Raw genomic sequence first — 18701 nt, 5'->3', positions numbered from 1 at the left:
CCCTCTACCACGCTTTTCCTACCGCATCACGCGGTCCACCAGCTGGCCCAGCTGCTTTAGTCCGGCGAATTGAATGTCCGGTGAAGCTTTTTCCTCCCTTAACGGGCCGAAAGCGGATGTAAATCCAAGCTTCGCCGCCTCGCGAAGCCGCAGGCCTGCGTGCGCGACCGGGCGGATTTCGCCCGCCAGCGAGACCTCGCCGAACCATACCGAGCGATCGGGCAAGGCCCTGTCGGCCAGCGCGGAAACCAGCGCTGCGGCCACCGCGAGATCCGCCGCTGGATCGGCCAGCCGGTATCCGCCCGCGACGTTGAGATAGACCTCGGCCGAGCTGAAATTGAGCCCGCAGCGCGATTCGAGCACCGCCAGCAGCATCGCGAGGCGGCCATTGTCCCAGCCGACCACCGCGCGGCGCGGGGTCGCGCCCGATTGCAGCTTCACGATCAGAGCCTGGATCTCGACCAGCACGGGGCGCGTCCCCTCCATGGCGGGGAACACCGCGCTGCCCGCCAGCGGAGTGTCGCGCCCGGTGAGGAACAGGCTCGAAGGGTTGGCGACTTCCTCCAGCCCCTCGGTCGCCATCGCGAAGACGCCGATCTCGTCGACCGCGCCGAAGCGGTTCTTGAGCGCGCGCAGGATGCGGTACTGGTGGCTGCGCTCCCCCTCGAAGCTCATCACGACATCGACCATGTGTTCGAGGACGCGCGGCCCCGCGATGTTGCCGTCCTTGGTGACATGGCCGACCAGCACCAGCGCGCTGCCGCGTTCCTTGGCGTAACGGATCAGCTCGAATGCGCAGCCGCGCACCTGGCTGACCGTGCCGGGCGCCCCCTCGATCGTGTCCGAATACATCGTCTGGATCGAATCGACGACGAGCAGGTCGGGCGCGTCGCCTGCGCCCAAGGTGGTCAGGATGTCGCGCACATTGGTGCTGGAGGCGAGGCGAACGGGCGCATCGGCCAGCCCCAGCCGCTCGGCCCGCAGGCGCACCTGGGCCGAGGCTTCCTCGCCGCTGACATAGACGACATCGCCGCCCCGGTTGGCGATTCCGCCTGCGGTCTGCAGCAGCAGCGTCGATTTGCCGATGCCCGGATCGCCGCCGATCAGGATCGCCGCACCGGGCACCAGTCCGCCGCCCAGCGCACGGTCGAACTCCTTCAGCCCGGTGGTCGCGCGCCTGGGCGGCTCGACTGCCTCGTTCAGCGCGACGAATTCCAGCCGCCGTCCGCCGCCCGAAAGATCGTGCTTCTGGCTGAAGACGGTGGCGGGCGCATCCTCCACCAGCGAATTCCATTCAGAGCAGTCCGCGCACTGGCCCTGCCAGCGCGAGGCGACCGATCCGCAGTTCTGGCAGACATATCGTTTCTTGGGCTTGGCCATGCGGTCTCCTTAAGACGGGGACCTAGGCAGAACATTTGCGGAACGCAAGTTGCGCTGAGGCGCCTCTCCCTTCTAAATGGTATCGATGCGTCAGAAGGAACTCAGGATCGCGCTCGTCTGCTATGGCGGGGTCAGCCTTGCGGTCTACATGCACGGTGTCACCAAGGAGGTCTGGAACCTCGCCCGCGCGAGCCGTGCGCTGCATTCGGGAGAGGATTCCCCCTCGGGCGTCGCCGCCGCCTATCGCGAACTGCTCGACCTGCTGGCCGACGAGCACGAGCTGCGGCTGCGGGTCCTGCCCGACATTTTCAGCGGAGCCAGCGCGGGCGGGATCAACGCGGTGTTCCTTGCGCAGGCGATCCATTCGGGCCGTTCGCTCGAGCCGCTGACCGACATGTGGCTCGACAATGCCGATATCGACCGGCTGACGGCGGAAGACGCGCGGATGGGCTGGCGCTTCGCCAAGGTGTGGGCGCAGCCGCTCGCCAATTTCGTGTTGCGCCGCCCGGGCAACCTCGTGTCCGAAAGCGTTGCGCCCGAAACCCGCGCCGAGGTGCGCGAGAAAGTGTCCAAGCTGGTGCGCGGGCGCTGGTTCCAGCCGCCCTTTTCGGGCGAGACGATGTCGCGCATGCTGCTGGAAGCGCTGGAGGCGATGGACAGCGTGCCTGCGGACGGCCCGCTGCTGCCGCCCGGGCATCCGATCGATCTCTACGTGCCGACGACCGATTTCCACGGCTATCTCGCGCACCTGCGGCTCAACAGTCCGCCCGTGGTGAAGGAGAGCGAGCATCGCATGCCGATCTCCTTCAACTCGAGGACGCCCGAAGCGGCGGGGCAGTGGCTGGCCGATCCCTTTGAGCTCGCCTTTGCCGCACGTGCCACCGCAAGCTTTCCCGGTGCCTTCCCCCCGCTGCGGATCGACGAGATCGATGCACTGGCGGAGGAGACGGGGCGCGCCTGGCACGGCCGCGAGGCATTCCTGCGGCGGATCATGCCCGCCCATATGGACGACGGCACCGCGGAAGGGGTTTCGCTGATCGACGGGTCGGTGCTGGTAAACCGGCCGTTCGAAGGCGCGATCGATGCGCTGCGCGGACGCCCCGCGGTGCGCGAGGTCGAGCGGCGCTTCGCCTATATCGACCCGCAGCCCGATCGCTATGTCCGCGACGAGGCGCGTGTGCGCGAGCCGGTCGGCTTTTTCGAGAGCATTTTCGGCTCGCTCTCCACGCTGCCGCGCGAGCAGCCGATCCGCGACAACCTCGAAGGAATTGCCGAACAGTCGCGCCATGCCGAAAAGCTGCAGGCGATGATCGCGCAGATGCGCCCGCAGGTGGAAAGCGCGGTGGAGAAGCTGTTCGACCGCACCGTCTTCTTCGACCGTCCCACCCCGCGCAGGCTCGCGAACTGGCGCGGCAAGGCGCAGCAGGCGGCGGCGGAGCAGGCAGGCTATACGTTCGCAGGCTATGCCGAGCTCAAGTTCGTCGGGATCCTTGAACGGATCGCGGAGCTGGTGCGCAAGGCCGCGCCCAAGGATTTCGAGCCGGACGTCCAGACGATCACCCACCGGCTGCGCGGCGCCTTGCGCGAACGAGGCCTGGAAACGCTGGTGAGCGATGGCGGCGGCGCGAGCCCGGAGGCGGTGGCCTTTTTCCGCAGCTTCGACCTCGCCTTTCGCGTGCGTCGTCTGCGGCTGCTGGCGCGCCGGACCGCGCGGGACTGGGAACGCGATCCCGACATTCCCAACGAGGCGATCGATCGTGCGCGCGCTTCGATCTACCTGATCCTGGCGGCCTATTTCGAGAACGACGGGCTCGATCCGCTGGGTCCGCAGTTCAAGGATCTGGCGCGCAACGTGATGATCGACCCGGGCGCCGTGCTCGACCACGTGGCCGGTGTCCGCGATCTCCTGACGCTGGATACCAATTCGGAGAAAGCCTTCGCGCATGCGCTGGGCGACATGCCGCGCGAGCTGCGGCGGCGCATGATGTACGCCTATCTCGGCTTCCCCTTCTACGATGTCGCGACGCTGCCGATCCTCGGCATGCAGGGGATGAACGAGTTCGAGCCGGTGAAGGTCGACCGGATCAGCCCCGAAGACGCGCAGGCGATACGCGAGGGCGGCACCTCGGCCACGCTGCGCGGCATTGAGTTCTACGATTTCGGCGCGTTCTTCAGCCGCGCCTATCGCGAGAACGATTACCTGTGGGGACGCCTGCACGGGTGCGAGCGCATGGTCGATATCGTGCTGTCGACCAGCGACCGGCCGGTCGAGCCGCAGAAGCGACGCGCGATCCTGCGGCGCGCTCTCCTCGCCATCATCGACGAGGAGGTGGAAGCCGGGCGCTGCGGCGAAGAATCGCTGAAGGCCCTGCGCGATGAAATCGAGACGCGATTGGGAACAGCATGAGCTTCAGTTTTAAGTGTCGCGTATGCGGGGAAACGCACGCGGGGATGCCTGCTCTCGCTTCAGACGCCCCGGATTATTACTATTCGATCCCTCCCGAGGAACGGGAAGCGCGCTGCGAGCTGACCACTGATACCTGTGTGACCGACGATCGGTTCTACTTTTTGCGCGGCACCATCGAGATTCCGGTCACCGGGCTGAAAGAGCATTTTTGCTGGGGTGTCTGGGTGTCCGTCAGTTTCGAAAGCTTCAAGCTCTTGATGGAGCATTGGGAAGACCCGAACCGCAGCGATATCGGCCCATTCTTCGGCTGGTTATCCGCCAATCTCGCAGTTTATCCCGACACCGTGAACCTGAAGACAAACGTGGAACTTCAGGCCCCGCCCCTGCGTCCACTGATCTGGCTGGAACCAACCGATCATCCTCTTGCTGTCGAGCAGCGAATGGGCATCAGTCAGCAGAGGCTGGCGGAGACTTACGCAGAATACCTGCATTAGGGCCATCAGGCCCCGAAGGCTTCCTTGATCCGGTCGAAGAAGCCGCGGCTTTCAGGGCATTCCTCGCCCGTTTCGGTCTCGCGGAATTCCTCGAGGATCTCCTTCTGCCGCTTCGACAGCCGGGTCGGCGTCTCGACCGTGACTTCCACCACCAGGTCGCCGCGTCCGCGCCCTTGCAGCACGGGCATGCCCGCACCGCGCAGGCGCAGTTGCTTGCCCGACTGGATGCCGGTGGGAATGTCGATCGTGTTGCTCGACCCGTCGAGGTCGGGAATGTCGACCCTCCCGCCCAGAGAGGCGGTGGTGAAGCTGATCGGTACGCGCGCGATCAGGTTCGATCCCTCGCGTCCGAAGACCGCGTGCTGGCGCACGTGGATGAAGATGTAGAGATCGCCCGACGGGCTCCCGCGCGGTCCCGCCTCGCCCTTGCCCGACAGGCGGATGCGGGTGCCCGTATCGACGCCGGGGGGAATGTCGACCGAAAGCGATTGCGGCGCATCGACGCGCCCGTCGCCGCGGCAATTGCGGCAGGGGCTTTCGATCACCTCGCCGCGCCCATGGCAATTGGGGCATGGCCGCTCGACCACGAACAGGCCCTGCTGCGCGCGCACCTTGCCGTAGCCATTGCACATGTTGCAGGCGCGCGTGCCGGTGCCCGGCTCCGCACCCGACCCGGTGCACACGTCGCATTGCTGCGACACCTCGATCTCGATCGTGGTCGACTTGCCGTGGAAGGCCTCTTCCAGCGTGATTTCGAGGTCGTAGCGCAGGTCCGCGCCGCGCCGGGCATTCTGCCGCATACCGCCGAACGCGCTGCCGAAGATCGTTTCGAAGATATCGCCGATATCGCCGAAGTCGGCGTGATGGCCGCCGTGGCCACTGCCCCCGCCCTGCTGGAAGGCGGCATGGCCGTACTGGTCGTAGGCCGCGCGTTTCTGCGGGTCCTTGAGGACTTCATAGGCCGCGCCGACGGCCTTGAAGCGCGCCTCCGCCTCGGCATCGCCCGGGTTTCGGTCCGGGTGATACTTCATCGCCATCTTGCGATAGGCGGCCTTGATCGCGGCGGCGTCCGCGTCGCGCGACACGCCGAGCAGTTCGTAAAGATCAGTTTCGGAAGCCATTATTCAGAGCACCGGTGCAGCAAGCGTGGGCAGGCCCGCGCAGACCGGATGGCCTGCGCGGTGCCCGTTTTTCATAACCGTCCGGCTCAGGACCGGTCGGCGCTGTCGCTGTCGCCAGCGCCGTCGTCGACCTCGGAGAACTCGGCATCGACCACGTCGTCGTCCTGCGAGGACGCGGCATCCGCATCGGAACCGCCCGCCCCGGCATCGCCGCCGCTGGCCTGTTCCTTCTCGTAGATCTGCTGGCCCATCTTCATGGCCACTTCGGTCAGCGCCTGTGCCTTGGTATTGATCGCATCGACATCGTCGCCTTCGAGCGCGGTCTTCGTCTCGGCAATCGCTGCCTCGACGTCGGACTTGAGCGATGCGTCGATCTTGTCGCCGTTTTCCTGAACCTGCTTCTCGGTCGCGTGGACCAGGTTATCCGCCTGGTTGCGCGCTTCGGCAGCTTCGCGGCGCTTCTTGTCTTCCTCGGCGAAGCGCTCGGCGTCCTTGACCATCGATTCGATGTCGCTGTCGTTGAGACCGCCCGAGGCCTGGATGCGGATCTGCTGTTCCTTGCCCGTGCCCTTGTCCTTGGCGGACACGTTCACGATGCCGTTGGCGTCGATGTCGAATGTGACTTCTACCTGCGGCACGCCGCGCGGCGCCGGCGGAATGCCGACGAGGTCGAACTGGCCGAGCAGCTTGTTGTCGCCCGCCATCTCGCGCTCGCCCTGGAACACGCGGATCGTCACCGCCTGCTGATTGTCCTCGGCGGTCGAGTAGACCTGCGTCTTCTTGGTCGGGATCGTCGTGTTGCGGTCGATCATCTTGGTCATGATCCCGCCCAGGGTTTCGATTCCCAGCGACAGCGGGGTGACGTCGAGCAGCAGCACGTCCTTGACGTCGCCCTGCAGCACGCCCGCCTGGATCGCCGCGCCCATGGCGACGACTTCGTCGGGGTTCACGCCGGTGTGCGGCTTCTTGCCGAAGAAGTCTTCCACGACTTCACGGACCTTGGGCATGCGGGTCATCCCGCCGACCAGGATCACTTCGTCGACTTCACCGGTCTTGAGGCCGGCGTCTTCGAGCGCCTTCTTGCACGGGTCGAGCGTGCGCTTGACCAGGTCGCCGACGAGCTGTTCCAGCTTGGAGCGGGTCAGCGTTTCGACGAGGTGCAGCGGCGTGGAGCTGCCGCCTTCCATGCGTGCGGTGATGAAGGGCAGGTTCACTTCGGTCTGCTGCGCGCTCGAAAGCTCGATCTTCGCCTTTTCGGCGGCTTCCTTGAGGCGCTGCAGGGCCAGCTTGTCGCTCTTCAAATCCATGTTTTCCTTGGATTTGAACTGGTCGGCCAGATATTCGACGATCGCGCTGTCGAAGTCTTCACCGCCGAGGAAGGTGTCGCCGTTGGTCGACTTCACCTCGAACACGCCGTCGCCGACTTCGAGGATCGAGATGTCGAACGTACCGCCGCCAAGGTCGTAGACCGCGATGGTCTTGTTCTCGTCCTTGTCGAGGCCGTAGGCGAGCGCGGCCGCGGTCGGCTCGTTGATGATGCGCAGCACTTCGAGGCCAGCGATCTGGCCCGCGTCCTTGGTCGCCTGGCGTTGCGCGTCGTTGAAGTAGGCGGGCACGGTGATGACCGCCTGCGTCACGTTCTCACCGAGATAGCTCTCGGCGGTTTCCTTCATCTTCTGCAGGATGAAGGCGGAAATCTGGCTGGGCGAATATTCGTTGCCGCCCGCTTCGACCCACGCATCGCCGTTGTTGCCCTTGACGATGTCGTAAGGGACGAGCTCCATGTCCTTCTTGGTCATGGGATCTTCGAAACGGCGCCCGATCAGGCGCTTCACCGCGAAGACGGTGTTGTCGGGATTGGTGACCGCCTGGCGCTTGGCCGGCTGGCCGATCAGACGCTCGCTGTCCTTCGTGAACGCGACGATCGACGGCGTGGTGCGCGCGCCTTCCGCATTCTCGATGACCTTGGGCTTACCCCCGTCCATGACCGCGACACACGAGTTCGTCGTACCGAGGTCGATACCGATTACTTTTGCCATGATACCCCGCATCCTATTGGCTATGTTGGACACTGCACTCTGCGACGCCCCGTCCAAGGGCGCGCCGCTCGGCAGCTCTGGTTCAGCCGCGGATATAGGTGTGCTTGTCCTTGGCACAAGAGACGCTTGCGCGTAGTCGTACACCGGGACGAAAGTCAGGGAGATACTTGAAGATGAAATCGTTTTTGCCGTCCGTCGCACTTGTTGCGGGCACGATCGCGCTCGGCGCCTGCTCCGAAGAGCCTGCGGAGACCGAGGAAGTCGCCGCCCCGCTGACCGCCTCGGAAGGCCGCCTGTTCCTGCCCGCAGTGGAAGGCAATCCGGGGGTCGTCTATTTCGAGCTTGCGAACAGCGGCGACCGCGCCGTCTCCATCCGCCGTGCCGATGTCGAAGGCGCGGCGAGCGCGGAACTGCACGATTACATGGAATACGACGACACCGAGATGGGCTCTATCGGCATCGTGACCGTCCAGCCGGGCGAAACCACCAGCTTCGCGCCGGGCGATCTGCACGTGATGGCGTTCGAACTCGATCCCTCGCTCGAAGCGGGCGGCGAGACCACGGTCACGCTGACCATGGCGGGCGGATCGACGATGGAGTTCGAGGCCGAGATCATGCCCGCCGACGCGGAGCGCTGAATCGCGAGATAGCGACGCCAGCGCGGAATCGACCAACGTGCCCGATCATCCGATCGACGCCGCTACCCATGACAATGCGGTCGCTCCCTGCCCCGCGGGTGGGGAGCGGCGGCTGACGGCGGGCGAGGTTGCGCTTGCCAGGTCGGTGTTCGGCACCGCGATCGACTATCGCAAGGTGACGATCCGGCGGCGCAAGTGGGCGTTCTTCCAGCCGAAGAACACCACCATGGCACCGCAGGGCCACCTGCACTTCCACCCCGGCGCGGCCGGCTACTGCGACGATTTTTCCGCCGGCAACCATCACCGGCAGGGCCATTTCATCCACGAGATGACGCATGTGTGGCAGACCCAGAGCAAGGGCGAATGGTACCTGCCGCTCCACCGCCATCCGTGGTGCCGCTACGACTACAGCCTCAAGCCGGGCTGGAGCCTCGAGAAGTACGGGATCGAGCAGCAGGCGGAAATCGTGAAGCACGCCTTCTGGCTCAGGAACGGCGTGCGCGTGGCGGGCATCGCCGACCGGGACGCCTACGATCTGCTGGTGCGATTCCCCGGCGCGGACACGTGACCGAATTCGAATTCATCTTCGCGCTCTACGCGCTCGCGCTCGGCCTTTCGCTGGTGGAAGTCCTGTCCGGCCTCGGCCGCACGCTCGAACTCCGCTTCGCCAGCGACGCCGGCGGTGACCAGTTCACCATCGGCTGGCTGACCCCGCTGCTCGCGATCTTCGTGATCCTCGACCTGCTGTCGTTCTGGATGTTTTCGTGGAGCGTGCAGAACTTCGTGTCGGTCACGTCGTCGACGCTGCTGGCGGTCGTGGTTTTCGCGAGCGCGTATTACCTCGCCGCGCGGCTCGTTTTCCCGAGCGATCCGGATCGCTTCACCAGCCTCGACACGCACTATTTCCGCGTCTGCCGCACGGTGATGGGCATGCTCATCGCGCTGGTGGTGGTCCAGTGGGTCTACCTGCTCAGCCTGCCGCAGGTGCGCGAGCAGTTGCTCAGTCCCTTGACCATCGGCCCGACCGTGCTGTTCGTCGCGATGATGGCGATCCTGATCGTCTCGCGCAGCCGCCGCGTTCATGCGGTCGTGCTGGTGGCGCTGAGCGTGCGCTACCTCGTCCTGTACCTGCAATAGAAAAGGCCGCCCCTTGCAGGGCGGCCCTTTCGGTCATCCAGCTTATCGAACCGATCAGCGCGGATCGGCAGGATAGCCGCGCGTGCCGAAGCAGTCTTCGTCGAGATAGCCGTCACGGTCGTAACCATCGCAGCTATCGTCCTTGTCGACGAAATAGCCGGCCAGCGCACCCGCGGCGGCACCAGCGAGCGCGTAGCGGGTGATGTCGCCCCCGGTTACGGCGGCGGCGGCGGCACCAAGAGCGGCACCGCCTAGGCCACCTTCTGCGGAGTAGTTTTCAGCGCACGCGCTAAGCGACAGGGCCGAGACCAGGGCGACGGGAATAAGGGCGAAACGCGATTTCATGGGAGACTCTCCTCTTAACCTTGATCACCATCAAAGCTTTGGGGAGGTCTTCCGGTTCCGGAGCGTCGAACTCAGTCCGGCTTCTTCGCGACACCGACCAGCGCAGGACGCAGCAGGCGATCGCGGATCAGATAGCCTGCCTGCATTTCCTGGATGACCGTGCCCGGCTCTGCCTCGTCGCTCGGGATTTCCATCATCGCCTGGTGCACATTGGGGTCGAGCGGCAGGCCCTTGGCCGCCACCCGCGTCACGCCGTGCTGGCTGAAGACGCGCTCCAGCTCGCGCTGGGTCGCCTCGATCCCGGCGACCAGTCCCTTGAACTTGTCGTCTTCGCGCAGGTCTTCGGGAATGGATTCGATCGCGCGCACCAGATTGTCCGACACGGACAGGATGTCGCGCGCGAAACCGGTCGCTGCATAGGCGCGGGTATCGGCGATGTCCTTTTCCAGCCGGCGACGCACGTTCTGCGTTTCGGCGCGGGCGTAGAGGACTTCCTGATGCGACTTTTCGAGGTCTTCCTTCAGGCTGGCGATCGCCTCGGCCATCTGGTCGACGCCGCCATTGCTCTCGCCCGCGTCGTCATCGTCATCCTCGCCCTGGTCGCGAAGATGTTCGGGCACGCCGGCCAGTTCCTTCTCCGCCTCTGCGTCGAGAGCGTCGTTCTCGCGAACGGGTTCGTCCTTGGGATCGTTGTTGTCTTGCATAAGTCTTCGTGAATTGTGCCCTGTTAGCCGGTCAACCGGCCCAGCGATTGTGCAGTGAAATCGACCATGGGAACGATACGTGCGTAGTTCAAGCGCGTGGGGCCGATAACCCCCAGCACGCCCACGATGTTCCCATCCCGGTCGCGGAAGGGCGAGGCGATAACAGAGGAACCGCTCAGCGCGAAGAGGCGATTTTCGCTGCCGATGTAGATTCGCGTGGCCTGCGCCGCGCGCGCCCGCTCCAGCACCTGCGCCACGGCCTGCTTGTTCTCCAGCTGGTCGAGCAGCTGCCGCACGCGTTCGACATCGCCTACCGCTTCGTCGTCGAGCAGCTTGGCCTGACCGCGCACGATGAACACCGGGCTGCGTTCGGCATCCTCGCTCCACATCGCGATGCCTTTCTGGACCAGCGTCTTGCTCGCTTCGTCGAGCGCGCTGCGCCCGCCTTCGATCTCGGCTTCGATCTCCTTGATCGCTTCGCCGAGGCTGCGATTGGCGAGCCGGGCGGAAAGGTAGTTCGACGCGCTTTCGAGCGTGCCCACGTCCACGCCTGCAAGCTCGATCAGCCGGTTCTCGATCTGGCCATTGGCATCGACCAGCACGGCGAGCGCGCGCTTCGCGTCGAGCGGCACGAAGCTCATCTGTGTCAGCCTGCGTTCGGCGGTAGGCACGAACACCATCCCCGCCGCGCCCGAGAGGTCGGAGAGCATGGTGCTCGCCTGTTCGAGCCGCGCCTCCATCGGCCCCGGATCGCCCAGTCGCGCTTCGATCGCGCGGCGTTCCTCCGCACTGGGCTGGCTGATCTGCATCATCCCGTCGACGAACAGCCGCAATCCGCTCTCGGTCGGCTTGCGCCCGGCCGAGACATGCGGCGCGGCGAGCAGGCCGAGCTTTTCGAGATCGGCCAGAACGCTGCGGATCGACGCGGGCGAGAGGTCCACCGCCCCGCCCTGCGCCAGCGTCTTCGAGCCGACGGGCTGGCCGGTGCTGAGGTACTGCTCGACCACCAGGCGAAAGATGTCGCGCGTGCGGTCGGTCAGTTCGGTCAGCGGTGGAGTGGTCATTGCACCTATCTAGTGTCGATGGGCGATCAGTCGACTCTGCCATAGGTCTGGCGCTCTTCGTCCGAGCCGACAAGCTCGTCCACCGGCAGCTCCCGCCATGCCTTGTAGAGCGCGTCGCGGTTCTCGGTCAGGCCGGGCTGGCGACATCCCATGTACCACTTGAGGGTCACCGGCTCGCTGCCCGGCTCGCGCCAGGTGATTTTCACCGATGGGCTGTCGGTCGCCACCGGCCCGTCGCAATTCTCGTAGCCGTAGGACACCGAGCTTTCGGGGCGGAATGGGGCGAGACGGCGGGCGAAGGCTGCCGCCTGCGCGCGGCTGGCGGTGAACTGGGCCGGACCCTCGTGCGCAACGAAGCGCTCGCCGTCGAAGGTGCCTTTCCCGTCCTCGTTCACCGCCAGCGAGAAGGAAGGGCAGAAGCCGAAGCATGGCGTGAGACTATATTCGATCGATGAAGCGGGCGTGTCTTCGATCGCGGGAGTGGCACAGGCCGCGAGCGGGAGGGCGGCAAGAACGGGAAGTGCATGGCGGAGCATCGGCAGGGCCTTTTCATTGTCGGGTTCGGACCTGCTTGCGGCAAGTCCACTGGCCACCCGATGAATAGGCCGCTACGGCGCTGGCGAACAGACAGATCAGAGGACATTCCATGAGACCTTCAGGCCGTGCGCCCGACCAGATGCGCGCCATTTCCATCGAAACCGGCTACACCAAGCATGCCGAGGGCAGCTGCCTCATCAGCTTCGGCGATACGCGCGTGCTGTGCACCGCGAGCGTCGAGAATTCCGTGCCGCCGTGGATGCGCGGCAAGGGTGCGGGCTGGGTCACGGGCGAATATTCGATGCTCCCGCGCGCCACGCATACCCGCGGCAGCCGCGAGGCGGCGCGCGGCAAGCAGTCGGGCAGAACGCAGGAAATTCAGCGGCTTATCGGGCGCTCCTTGCGCGCGGTCGTAGACATGAAAAAGCTCGGCGAGCGTCAGATCACGCTCGATTGCGACGTGATCCAGGCCGATGGCGGAACCCGGACGGCGGCGATTTCGGGCGCGTGGGTCGCGCTCAGGCTCGCCATCGACGGGCTGAAGAAGTCGGGCGCGATCGTCGAAGACCCCATCACCGGCAAGATCGCCGCGGTTTCCTGCGGCGTTTACAAGGGCACCCCGGTGCTCGACCTCGATTACGACGAGGACAGCAACGCCGATGCCGATGCCAACTTCGTACTGATCGAAGGCGGCAAGATCGCCGAAGTGCAGGCCACTGCCGAAGGCGCGGCCTACGACGAAGAAGCGCTGCTGCGCCTCCTGCGCCTGGCGCAGATGGGCTGCGGCGAGATCTTCAAGGCGCAGGACGCTGCGGTGAAATGACCCGCCGCATCGGCTCGGGCAAGCTCGTCATCGCGACGCATAATGCGGGCAAGCTGAAGGAAATTCAGGCCTTGCTCGCGCCTTATGGGGTGGAGTGCCTGTCCGCAGGATCGCTCGGCCTGCCCGAGCCGGAGGAGACGGGCACCAACTTCGTCGAGAACGCGCTGCTCAAGGCGCGTGCGGCGGCGGAAGGCTCGGGCATCGTGTCGCTTTCCGACGACAGTGGCCTGTCGGTCGCCGCGCTCGATGGGCGCCCCGGCGTCTACACCGCCGACTGGGCGGAGCGGCAGTGGTTCGAAGGCGAGCCGGGCCGCGACTGGTATATGGCGATGGGCAAGGTCGAAGGCCTGCTCGCGCAGCAGGGCCCCGACGTCAATCGCAGCGCGAGCTTCCATTGCGTGCTCGCGCTTGCCTGGCCCGATGGCGAACATGCGGTATACGAAGGCGTCGCGCCCGGCTCGCTCACCTGGCCGCCGCGCGGGGAGATGGGCTTCGGCTACGATCCCGTCTTCGTGCCCGAGAACCACGAGCAAACCTTCGCGGAGCTCGAGCCCGAGTACAAAAGCGGCATCAGCCACCGTGCGGACGCCTTTGCCAAGCTGGTGGCGGAGCAATTCGGCGAGTAAGCGACCGTGCACTGGCCATGCGGGGCCGCGCGGCCTAGATCCCCCACATGCCCGCCGCCACCGATCTTGCGCTCTATATCCACTGGCCCTTCTGCCTGAAGAAGTGCCCCTATTGCGACTTCAACAGCCATGTTCGCGAGAGCGTTGATGCCGACGCATGGCGGGCGGCACTGCTGGCGGACATGGCGCACGAGCATCGGCTGACCGCGGATGCGCGCATCGGATCGATCTTCTTCGGCGGCGGCACGCCTTCGCTGATGCCGCCCGCGCTGGCGGGAGCGCTGATCGAAGAGGCGCAGCGCCTGTGGGGCCTCGCCCCCGATGCCGAGATTACGCTGGAGGCGAACCCGACCTCCTACGAAGCGGGCAAGTTCGCCGAATTCCGGGCCGCCGGGGTCAACCGCGTGTCGCTGGGCGTGCAATCGCTCCACGACGAGGCGCTCGCCTTCCTCGGCCGCAAACACAGCGCTGCCGAAGCGATCGCCGCCCTCGAAAGCGCGCAGGCGCTGTTCGGGCGGGTCAGTTTCGACCTGATCTACGCCCGCCCCGGCCAGAGCGCCGCCGAGTGGGAAGCGGAGCTGGCGCGCGCGCTCGCCTTCGGGACCGAGCATCTCTCGCTCTATCAGCTCACGATCGAGCCGGGCACGGGGTTCGCCGGGGCCGTGGCACGCGGCCGGCTGACGCCGATGGACCCGGACGAGGCCGCCGACCTGTTCGTCCAGACGCAGGAGCAGACGCGCGCGGCGGGGCTCCCCGCCTACGAAATCAGCAACCACGCGCATGAAGGTGCACAAAGCCACCACAACCTCACCTACTGGCGCTACCGCGACTATGTCGGCATCGGCCCGGGCGCGCATGGAAGGCGCGGCGGCCACGCGACGATCCGGCACAAGAAGCCCGAGGCGTATCTGCGCCGCGTCACCGAGCACGGCCACGGCATGGCGGAGGAGCGCGCGCTTGGCCGCGAAGAGCAGCTGAGCGAAGCGCTGCTGATGGGGCTGCGCCTTGCCGAGGGCGTCGATCTTGCCGCACTCGCCGCGCGCTTCGGCACCATGCCCGGCGGGCTGATAGATGAACGGCGCGCGACGTTTTATGCCGGGCTCGGCTTCGTCGAGCGCGACGGAAGCCGGATCACCGTGACCGAGCAGGGGATGCCGCTGCTCGACGCGTTGCTGGCCGAGCTGGTGCCTGCGGACCTGTGCGCGGCGTGACCGGTCCGCTGCAACGCTGGGAAACCCACCTTGCCGCAGAGCGGCGCCTCTCGCCGCACACCGTGCGCGCCTATGTTCGGGCCGCCGAGCGGCTGCTCGATGCGACCGGGCTGAACGACTGGCACTCGGTCGCGAAGCTGGAGGCCCCTGCCCTGCGCGCCCAGCTCGCGCGCCGCCGCGCCGATGGCCTTTCGAACCGGTCCGCCGCGCGCGAGCTTTCCGCGCTGCGTGCCTTCCTCGCCTTCGCGCGTGCCGAAACGGGCGCGAACGACCCGCAGGCTCCGCGCCTGCGCGGCCCCCGCATCAAGCGCACCCTGCCCCGCCCGGTGACGCCCGACGAGGCGGTTCACATGGCGCAACGGATCGGCGAGGGGCGGCGCGAGGAGTGGACCGGCCTGCGCGACCGCGCGGTTCTGCTGCTGCTCTACGGCGCGGGAATGCGTCTGGGCGAGGCGCTCTCGCTCACGGGCGAGCATGCTTCGCCGGGCGAAACGATCCGGGTGACAGGCAAGGGAGGGAAGACCCGCATCGTGCCGATCCTGCCTGCGATCCGCACGGCGATCGCGGACTATGTCTCCGCCTGCCCGCAAGATCTGGTACCCGACAAGCCGCTGTTCCGCGGGAGCCGGGGCGGCGCTCTGGCCCCGGGTCTCGTCCAGCGCGCCGTGGCCGAGGTTCGCGCGGAGATCGGCCTGCCTTCGAATGCGACGCCGCACGCGCTGCGCCACTCCTTCGCTTCGCACCTGCTCGGCGCGGGTGCGGACCTCAGGAGCCTGCAGGAGCTGCTCGGCCATGCCAGCCTAGGCTCGACGCAGATCTATACCGAGGTCGACGCGGCGCGCCTGCTCGATACCTATCGCGACGCGCATCCCCGGGAAAAGAAGCGCGAGCCCTAGCGCTCGGCGCGGGGCTTCCAGGTGTAGAGCCGCCAGCCGTAGCCGACGACCGCGAGGGCCAGCGATCCGATCAGGACCCAGCCGACGAGGTCCTGCACGTCGGCGAATGCGCCGACGAGCCATTGCGTGCCGAGGATCAGGATGACGTTCCAGATTGCCGCGCCTGCGGTGGTGAAAACGAGGAAGCGCCACACGTTCATATGCGCGAGGCCTGCGGGCAGCGAGATCATGGTGCGCATCACGGGGAAGAAGCGGAGGAAGAAGACAGCCCACTGGCCGTGTTTCTGGAAGAAGTCCGACGCGCGTTCGACATCCTCCCATTCGAGGGTCAGCCAGCGGCCCCACCTGTCGATGAAGGGGCCGAGCTTTTCGTAGCCCACCCGGTCGCCGACCCAGAACCAGCAGTAATTGCCCGCCACCGTGCCCGCCGTGCCGAACGCCAGTAGTGGCCAGAAGCTCATCCGGTCGCTCGCCACGGCGAGCGCGCCTGCCCCCATGATCGCTTCGGATGGGAGCGGCGGAAATATGTTCTCGAGCGCCATGAGGATCGCGATGCCGAGATAGCCGAGCCGTTCGATGATGGAGACAATCATCTCGTCCATGCGGCACCAATGCTTGGAGGGGCGAAGAGGGGCCGGGAGCGTCTGCGCAGATCGATATCGCGACCTGGTCGACAGCTTCTCCGAGACCGGCGCCGACTGCGACTATTGCGACTCGAGCGGGGCGAATACGCCGTTCCAGAAGGTCCGCGTGGTGACGACGGTGGCGTATGAGCTGGACTGAAGCGGCGCTAGCAAGAGGACGGAGGCGCTGCAAAAGACTCGCCCCACCTCTCCCCTCATCGTCATCCCGGGCTTGACCCGGGATAGTGCTTCTTCTTGCGATAGCCCCCAAAAGAAAGCCCTGCCCCGGATCAAGTCCGGGGCGACGAGAAAAGGAGTGAGGCTAACGCTGCATATACGCGTGCCGCCGCTCGGCCGCATCCCACAGCGCGCCTGCCGTATCGGTGCCGTTGAACCGGTCGATCGCGACGATGCCCGTGGGCGAGGTCACGTTGATCTCGGTCAGCCACTCGCCGCCGATCACGTCGATCCCAACGAATACGAGGCCGCGGCGTTTGAGCTCCCGCCCCATCGCGGCGCAGATCTCTTCCTCGCGCGCGGTCAGCTCTGCCGCCTCGGCCGAGCCGCCCTGCGCGAGGTTGGAGCGGAACTCGCCCTCGCCCGGCTTGCGGTTGATCGCGCCCGCGACCTCGCCGTCGACCAGCACGATGCGCTTATCGCCCTCGGCCACCGTGGGCAGAAACGCCTGCACCATGTGCGCCTCGGGCCATTGCTTGTCGAAGACTTCGGAAAGTGCGGAAAGGTTGGTGCCGCTCTCGTCGATCTTGAAGATCGCCTTGCCGCCATTGCCGTGCAGCGGCTTGACCACCACCGCGCCGTGTTTCTTCTGGAAGGCCTGGATATCGGCGAGGCGGCGCGCGATCAGCGTCGGCGGCATGAAGCGCGCGTAGTCGAGCACGAACATCTTCTCGGGCGCGTTCACCACCTCGCGCGGGTCGTTGACCACCAGCGTGGTGCCTTTGAGCCGGTCGAGCAGGAGGGCCGCGGTGATGTAGCCGAGGTCGAAGGGCGGGTCCTGCCGCAGCCAGACGACGTCGATATCCTTCGCAAGGTCGATCACGCGGGCCTCGCCTGTCCACTCGAAGTGATCGCCTTCCTTGCGGCGCACCTTCAGCGGCCGCGCGAAGGCGGTGATCTTACCCGCCGGGCTGCCGTCGCTTTCCCATGCGAGGCTCTTCACGTCGTAGTGCCACACCTCGTGTCCGCGCTCCTGCGCCGAAAGCATGAGCGCGAAGCTGGAATCGCCCGCGATCTTCACGCTTTCGATCGGGTCCATCTGGAAGGCGGTTCTTAAAGTCATATCGATTTTCCCGCTCGCCCTGAGCTTGTCGAAGGGCCGTTCTTCTCTTCGGATGCCGCACCAAAAGAAAGGCAATCCTTCGACAGGCTCAGGATGAGCGGTGCGGGAAGGATCTCACGGCATCCAGGCGTTGGCGATGTGGCGAGGGTGCGCGCCGGGTGCAAGCAGGATCACGTCAATCCGGATATCCTCGCCCTTGGTAGCATACTCGTGCGCCACCGCGCCGACCGCCGCCGCGACCCGCGCCAGCCGCCGCTCGTCGATTGCAAGGTTGAGGTCGGGCACGCTGCGCCGCCACTTCACCTCGACGAAGGCGATCAGGTTCTCGCGCCGCGCGACAAGGTCGATCTCGCCGAGCTTCGTCTTGCGGCGGCGGGCGAGGATTTCCCACCCCTCGCCCTCGAGCCAGCGGGCAGCCTCTTCCTCCCCGCCGCGCCCGGCCTTCTCGGCCCGCTCGCGTTTCACACTCATCCGCGCAGTTCCATCGCGCGGGCATAAAGCGCCTTGCGGTCCGCGCCTGTGGCCTTGGCGACCTTGGCTGCGGCTTGCGATGCCTTCTGCGTCTTCAGCGCCTCGCGCAGCAGCGCGTCGACATTCTCCGCGCTCGCCTCGGTTTCGTGTGGCGGCTCGACCAGCAGCACGATCTCGCCCTTGGGCGGCTTGGCTTCGTAGTGGGCGATCAGCGCCTGCGGGCTATCGACTCGGCATTCCTCGTGCAGCTTGGTCAGCTCGCGCGCCACGCCGACCCGGCGGCCGGGGAGCGCGCTGTCGATCGCTGCCAGCGATTTCGCCAGCCGCCCCGCGCTCTCGTAGAACACCAGCGTCGCATCGATCCCGCCGAGCTCGGCCAGCATGTCGGCCCGCGCCTTTTCCTTCACCGGCAGGAAGCCTGCGAACAGGAAGCGATCGCTCGGCAATCCCGCCAGCGTGATCGCGGCAATCGCGGCGCAGGGGCCGGGGATCGTCTGGACCTCGACCCCCGCTTCGCGCGCGGCATTGACGAGGCGGTAGCCGGGGTCCGAGATCAGCGGCGTGCCCGCATCGCTGACCAGCGCCACGGCGCGGGTGCCCATGCTCTCCACCAGCCGCGCACGGTCGCGCTCCTCCGCATGGTCGTTGTAGCGCCACAGCGGCTTCGAGAGGCCCAGATGCTTCATCAGCTTGCCCGTCACGCGGGTATCCTCGCACGCGACACCATCGCACCGCGAAAGCACGTCGACTGCCCGCAAGGTAATGTCGTTCAGATTGCCAATCGGCGTCGCAACGATATACAGGCCTGGCGCAAGGGCGGCGTTGGTGAGAGCGTCGCTGTCGTTATCCACGAGATCTGCCATGGACCAACGCAGGGGAATTCCG

At 66.2% G+C, this 18701-nt stretch carries 20 protein-coding genes; 9 read left to right on the top strand and 11 right to left on the bottom strand.

Annotated elements, in window-relative coordinates; all coding sequences use genetic code 11:
• Positions 1 to 18: 18 nt before the first annotated feature.
• Complete coding sequence (gene radA / locus DL238_RS10730) at positions 19 to 1380, bottom strand: DNA repair protein RadA (RefSeq protein WP_115492253.1); 1362 nt, start codon at positions 1378 to 1380, stop codon at positions 19 to 21.
• Positions 1381 to 1465: 85 nt separating this feature from the next.
• Here radA and DL238_RS10725 point away from each other — a divergent pair, with 85 nt between their 5' ends.
• Positions 1466 to 3787 (top strand): patatin-like protein, encoded by a 2322-nt coding sequence (locus DL238_RS10725; RefSeq protein WP_115492880.1) that lies wholly within the window; start codon positions 1466 to 1468, stop codon positions 3785 to 3787.
• The gene (locus DL238_RS10720; RefSeq protein WP_115492252.1) at positions 3784 to 4281 is read left to right on the top strand and encodes a DUF2199 domain-containing protein; all 498 of its coding nucleotides are present in this window, start codon (positions 3784 to 3786) and stop codon (positions 4279 to 4281) included. The genes DL238_RS10725 and DL238_RS10720 overlap by 4 nt, the downstream gene beginning before the upstream one ends.
• 5 nt (positions 4282 to 4286) lie before the next feature.
• Here DL238_RS10720 and dnaJ read toward each other — a convergent pair whose 3' ends face one another.
• A complete protein-coding gene (gene dnaJ / locus DL238_RS10715; RefSeq protein WP_181883890.1) occupies positions 4287 to 5402 on the bottom strand; it encodes a molecular chaperone DnaJ in 1116 nt (371 codons plus the stop codon).
• A gap of 86 nt (positions 5403 to 5488) precedes the next feature.
• Positions 5489 to 7441, bottom strand: a complete 1953-nt coding sequence (gene dnaK / locus DL238_RS10710; protein WP_115492879.1) for a molecular chaperone DnaK — start codon at positions 7439 to 7441, stop codon at positions 5489 to 5491.
• Between the two features lie 173 nt (positions 7442 to 7614).
• Between dnaK and DL238_RS10705 the strand changes: the two genes are divergently transcribed.
• From DL238_RS10705 to DL238_RS10695, 3 genes are read left to right on the top strand one after another with little or no spacing between them, the layout of a single operon-like run.
• Entirely contained in the window at positions 7615 to 8079 is a 465-nt protein-coding gene (locus tag DL238_RS10705) for a copper chaperone PCu(A)C (protein ID WP_115492250.1), read from the top strand.
• A gap of 37 nt (positions 8080 to 8116) precedes the next feature.
• A complete protein-coding gene (locus DL238_RS10700; RefSeq protein ID WP_234031044.1) occupies positions 8117 to 8647 on the top strand; it encodes a vgr related protein in 531 nt (176 codons plus the stop codon).
• A complete protein-coding gene (locus DL238_RS10695) occupies positions 8644 to 9216 on the top strand; it encodes a hypothetical protein (protein ID WP_115492249.1) in 573 nt (190 codons plus the stop codon). The genes DL238_RS10700 and DL238_RS10695 overlap by 4 nt, the downstream gene beginning before the upstream one ends.
• 54 nt (positions 9217 to 9270) lie before the next feature.
• Here DL238_RS10695 and DL238_RS10690 read toward each other — a convergent pair whose 3' ends face one another.
• From DL238_RS10690 to DL238_RS10675, 4 genes are all read right to left on the bottom strand, one after another.
• Positions 9271 to 9561, bottom strand: a complete 291-nt coding sequence (locus tag DL238_RS10690; protein WP_115492248.1) for a glycine zipper domain-containing protein — start codon at positions 9559 to 9561, stop codon at positions 9271 to 9273.
• Between the two features lie 71 nt (positions 9562 to 9632).
• Positions 9633 to 10265, bottom strand: a complete 633-nt coding sequence (locus DL238_RS10685; RefSeq protein ID WP_115492247.1) for a nucleotide exchange factor GrpE — start codon at positions 10263 to 10265, stop codon at positions 9633 to 9635.
• Between the two features lie 23 nt (positions 10266 to 10288).
• Positions 10289 to 11329 (bottom strand): heat-inducible transcriptional repressor HrcA, encoded by a 1041-nt coding sequence (hrcA, locus tag DL238_RS10680; protein WP_115492246.1) that lies wholly within the window; start codon positions 11327 to 11329, stop codon positions 10289 to 10291.
• 26 nt (positions 11330 to 11355) lie between these two features.
• A complete protein-coding gene (locus tag DL238_RS10675) occupies positions 11356 to 11865 on the bottom strand; it encodes a DUF6438 domain-containing protein (RefSeq protein WP_115492245.1) in 510 nt (169 codons plus the stop codon).
• A 110-nt stretch (positions 11866 to 11975) separates the two neighbouring features.
• Here DL238_RS10675 and rph point away from each other — a divergent pair, with 110 nt between their 5' ends.
• The 4 genes from rph to DL238_RS10655 are packed head-to-tail and all read left to right on the top strand — an operon-like array spanning position 11976 to position 15422.
• Positions 11976 to 12689, top strand: coding sequence for a ribonuclease PH (gene rph, locus DL238_RS10670; RefSeq protein WP_115492244.1), 714 nt, complete (start codon positions 11976 to 11978; stop codon positions 12687 to 12689).
• Positions 12686 to 13315, top strand: coding sequence for an RdgB/HAM1 family non-canonical purine NTP pyrophosphatase (gene rdgB / locus DL238_RS10665; RefSeq protein WP_115492243.1), 630 nt, complete (start codon positions 12686 to 12688; stop codon positions 13313 to 13315). Before rph ends, rdgB begins: the two co-directional genes overlap by 4 nt.
• 47 nt (positions 13316 to 13362) lie before the next feature.
• Positions 13363 to 14526 carry a radical SAM family heme chaperone HemW gene (hemW, locus tag DL238_RS10660; RefSeq protein ID WP_115492242.1) on the top strand — a complete coding sequence of 388 codons (1164 nt, stop codon included), beginning with the start codon at positions 13363 to 13365 and terminating at the stop codon, positions 14524 to 14526.
• Positions 14523 to 15422: a tyrosine recombinase XerC gene (locus DL238_RS10655; protein ID WP_115492877.1), complete on the top strand. Its 900-nt coding sequence runs from the start codon at positions 14523 to 14525 to the stop codon at positions 15420 to 15422. The genes hemW and DL238_RS10655 overlap by 4 nt, the downstream gene beginning before the upstream one ends.
• Here the strand turns inward: DL238_RS10655 and DL238_RS10650 are convergent.
• The 4 genes from DL238_RS10650 to rsmI form a co-directional block, all read right to left on the bottom strand.
• Entirely contained in the window at positions 15419 to 16024 is a 606-nt protein-coding gene (locus tag DL238_RS10650; RefSeq protein ID WP_115492241.1) for a DedA family protein, read from the bottom strand. The two genes, DL238_RS10655 and DL238_RS10650, sit on opposite strands and share 4 nt — an antisense overlap.
• Before the next feature lie 343 nt (positions 16025 to 16367).
• Entirely contained in the window at positions 16368 to 17345 is a 978-nt protein-coding gene (gene gshB / locus DL238_RS10640; protein ID WP_115492239.1) for a glutathione synthase, read from the bottom strand.
• A gap of 114 nt (positions 17346 to 17459) precedes the next feature.
• On the bottom strand, positions 17460 to 17816 hold the full coding sequence (locus DL238_RS10635; protein ID WP_115492238.1) for a YraN family protein: 357 nt from the start codon (positions 17814 to 17816) through the stop codon (positions 17460 to 17462).
• Complete coding sequence (gene rsmI, locus DL238_RS10630; RefSeq protein ID WP_115492237.1) at positions 17813 to 18679, bottom strand: 16S rRNA (cytidine(1402)-2'-O)-methyltransferase; 867 nt, start codon at positions 18677 to 18679, stop codon at positions 17813 to 17815. Before rsmI ends, DL238_RS10635 begins: the two co-directional genes overlap by 4 nt.
• Positions 18680 to 18701: the final 22 nt, after the last annotated feature.

It is taken from the genome of Alteriqipengyuania lutimaris, from assembly GCF_003363135.1.
GTDB classification, from domain to species: Bacteria; Pseudomonadota; Alphaproteobacteria; order Sphingomonadales; family Sphingomonadaceae; genus Alteriqipengyuania; species Alteriqipengyuania lutimaris.
The sequence above is the reverse complement of the archived record's forward strand: the minus strand, read 5'-3'. Positions and strand labels throughout refer to the sequence as shown.

Bases quoted from the DNA above. Each gene is read 5' to 3' on its own strand.
- radA (WP_115492253.1), bottom strand. From the start codon at position 1,380: ATGGCCAAGCCCAAGAAACGATATGTCTGCCAGAACTGCGGATCGGTC.
- DL238_RS10725 (WP_115492880.1), top strand. From the start codon at position 1,466: ATGCGTCAGAAGGAACTCAGGATCGCGCTCGTCTGCTATGGCGGGGTC.
- DL238_RS10720 (WP_115492252.1), top strand. From the start codon at position 3,784: ATGAGCTTCAGTTTTAAGTGTCGCGTATGCGGGGAAACGCACGCGGGG.
- dnaJ (WP_181883890.1), bottom strand. From the start codon at position 5,402: ATGGCTTCCGAAACTGATCTTTACGAACTGCTCGGCGTGTCGCGCGAC.
- dnaK (WP_115492879.1), bottom strand. From the start codon at position 7,441: ATGGCAAAAGTAATCGGTATCGACCTCGGTACGACGAACTCGTGTGTC.
- DL238_RS10705 (WP_115492250.1), top strand. From the start codon at position 7,615: ATGAAATCGTTTTTGCCGTCCGTCGCACTTGTTGCGGGCACGATCGCG.
- DL238_RS10690 (WP_115492248.1), bottom strand. From the start codon at position 9,561: ATGAAATCGCGTTTCGCCCTTATTCCCGTCGCCCTGGTCTCGGCCCTG.
- DL238_RS10685 (WP_115492247.1), bottom strand. From the start codon at position 10,265: ATGCAAGACAACAACGATCCCAAGGACGAACCCGTTCGCGAGAACGAC.
- hrcA (WP_115492246.1), bottom strand. From the start codon at position 11,329: ATGACCACTCCACCGCTGACCGAACTGACCGACCGCACGCGCGACATC.
- DL238_RS10675 (WP_115492245.1), bottom strand. From the start codon at position 11,865: ATGCTCCGCCATGCACTTCCCGTTCTTGCCGCCCTCCCGCTCGCGGCC.
- rph (WP_115492244.1), top strand. From the start codon at position 11,976: ATGAGACCTTCAGGCCGTGCGCCCGACCAGATGCGCGCCATTTCCATC.
- rdgB (WP_115492243.1), top strand. From the start codon at position 12,686: ATGACCCGCCGCATCGGCTCGGGCAAGCTCGTCATCGCGACGCATAAT.
- hemW (WP_115492242.1), top strand. From the start codon at position 13,363: ATGCCCGCCGCCACCGATCTTGCGCTCTATATCCACTGGCCCTTCTGC.
- DL238_RS10650 (WP_115492241.1), bottom strand. From the start codon at position 16,024: ATGGACGAGATGATTGTCTCCATCATCGAACGGCTCGGCTATCTCGGC.
- gshB (WP_115492239.1), bottom strand. From the start codon at position 17,345: ATGACTTTAAGAACCGCCTTCCAGATGGACCCGATCGAAAGCGTGAAG.
- DL238_RS10635 (WP_115492238.1), bottom strand. From the start codon at position 17,816: ATGAGTGTGAAACGCGAGCGGGCCGAGAAGGCCGGGCGCGGCGGGGAG.
- rsmI (WP_115492237.1), bottom strand. From the start codon at position 18,679: ATGGCAGATCTCGTGGATAACGACAGCGACGCTCTCACCAACGCCGCC.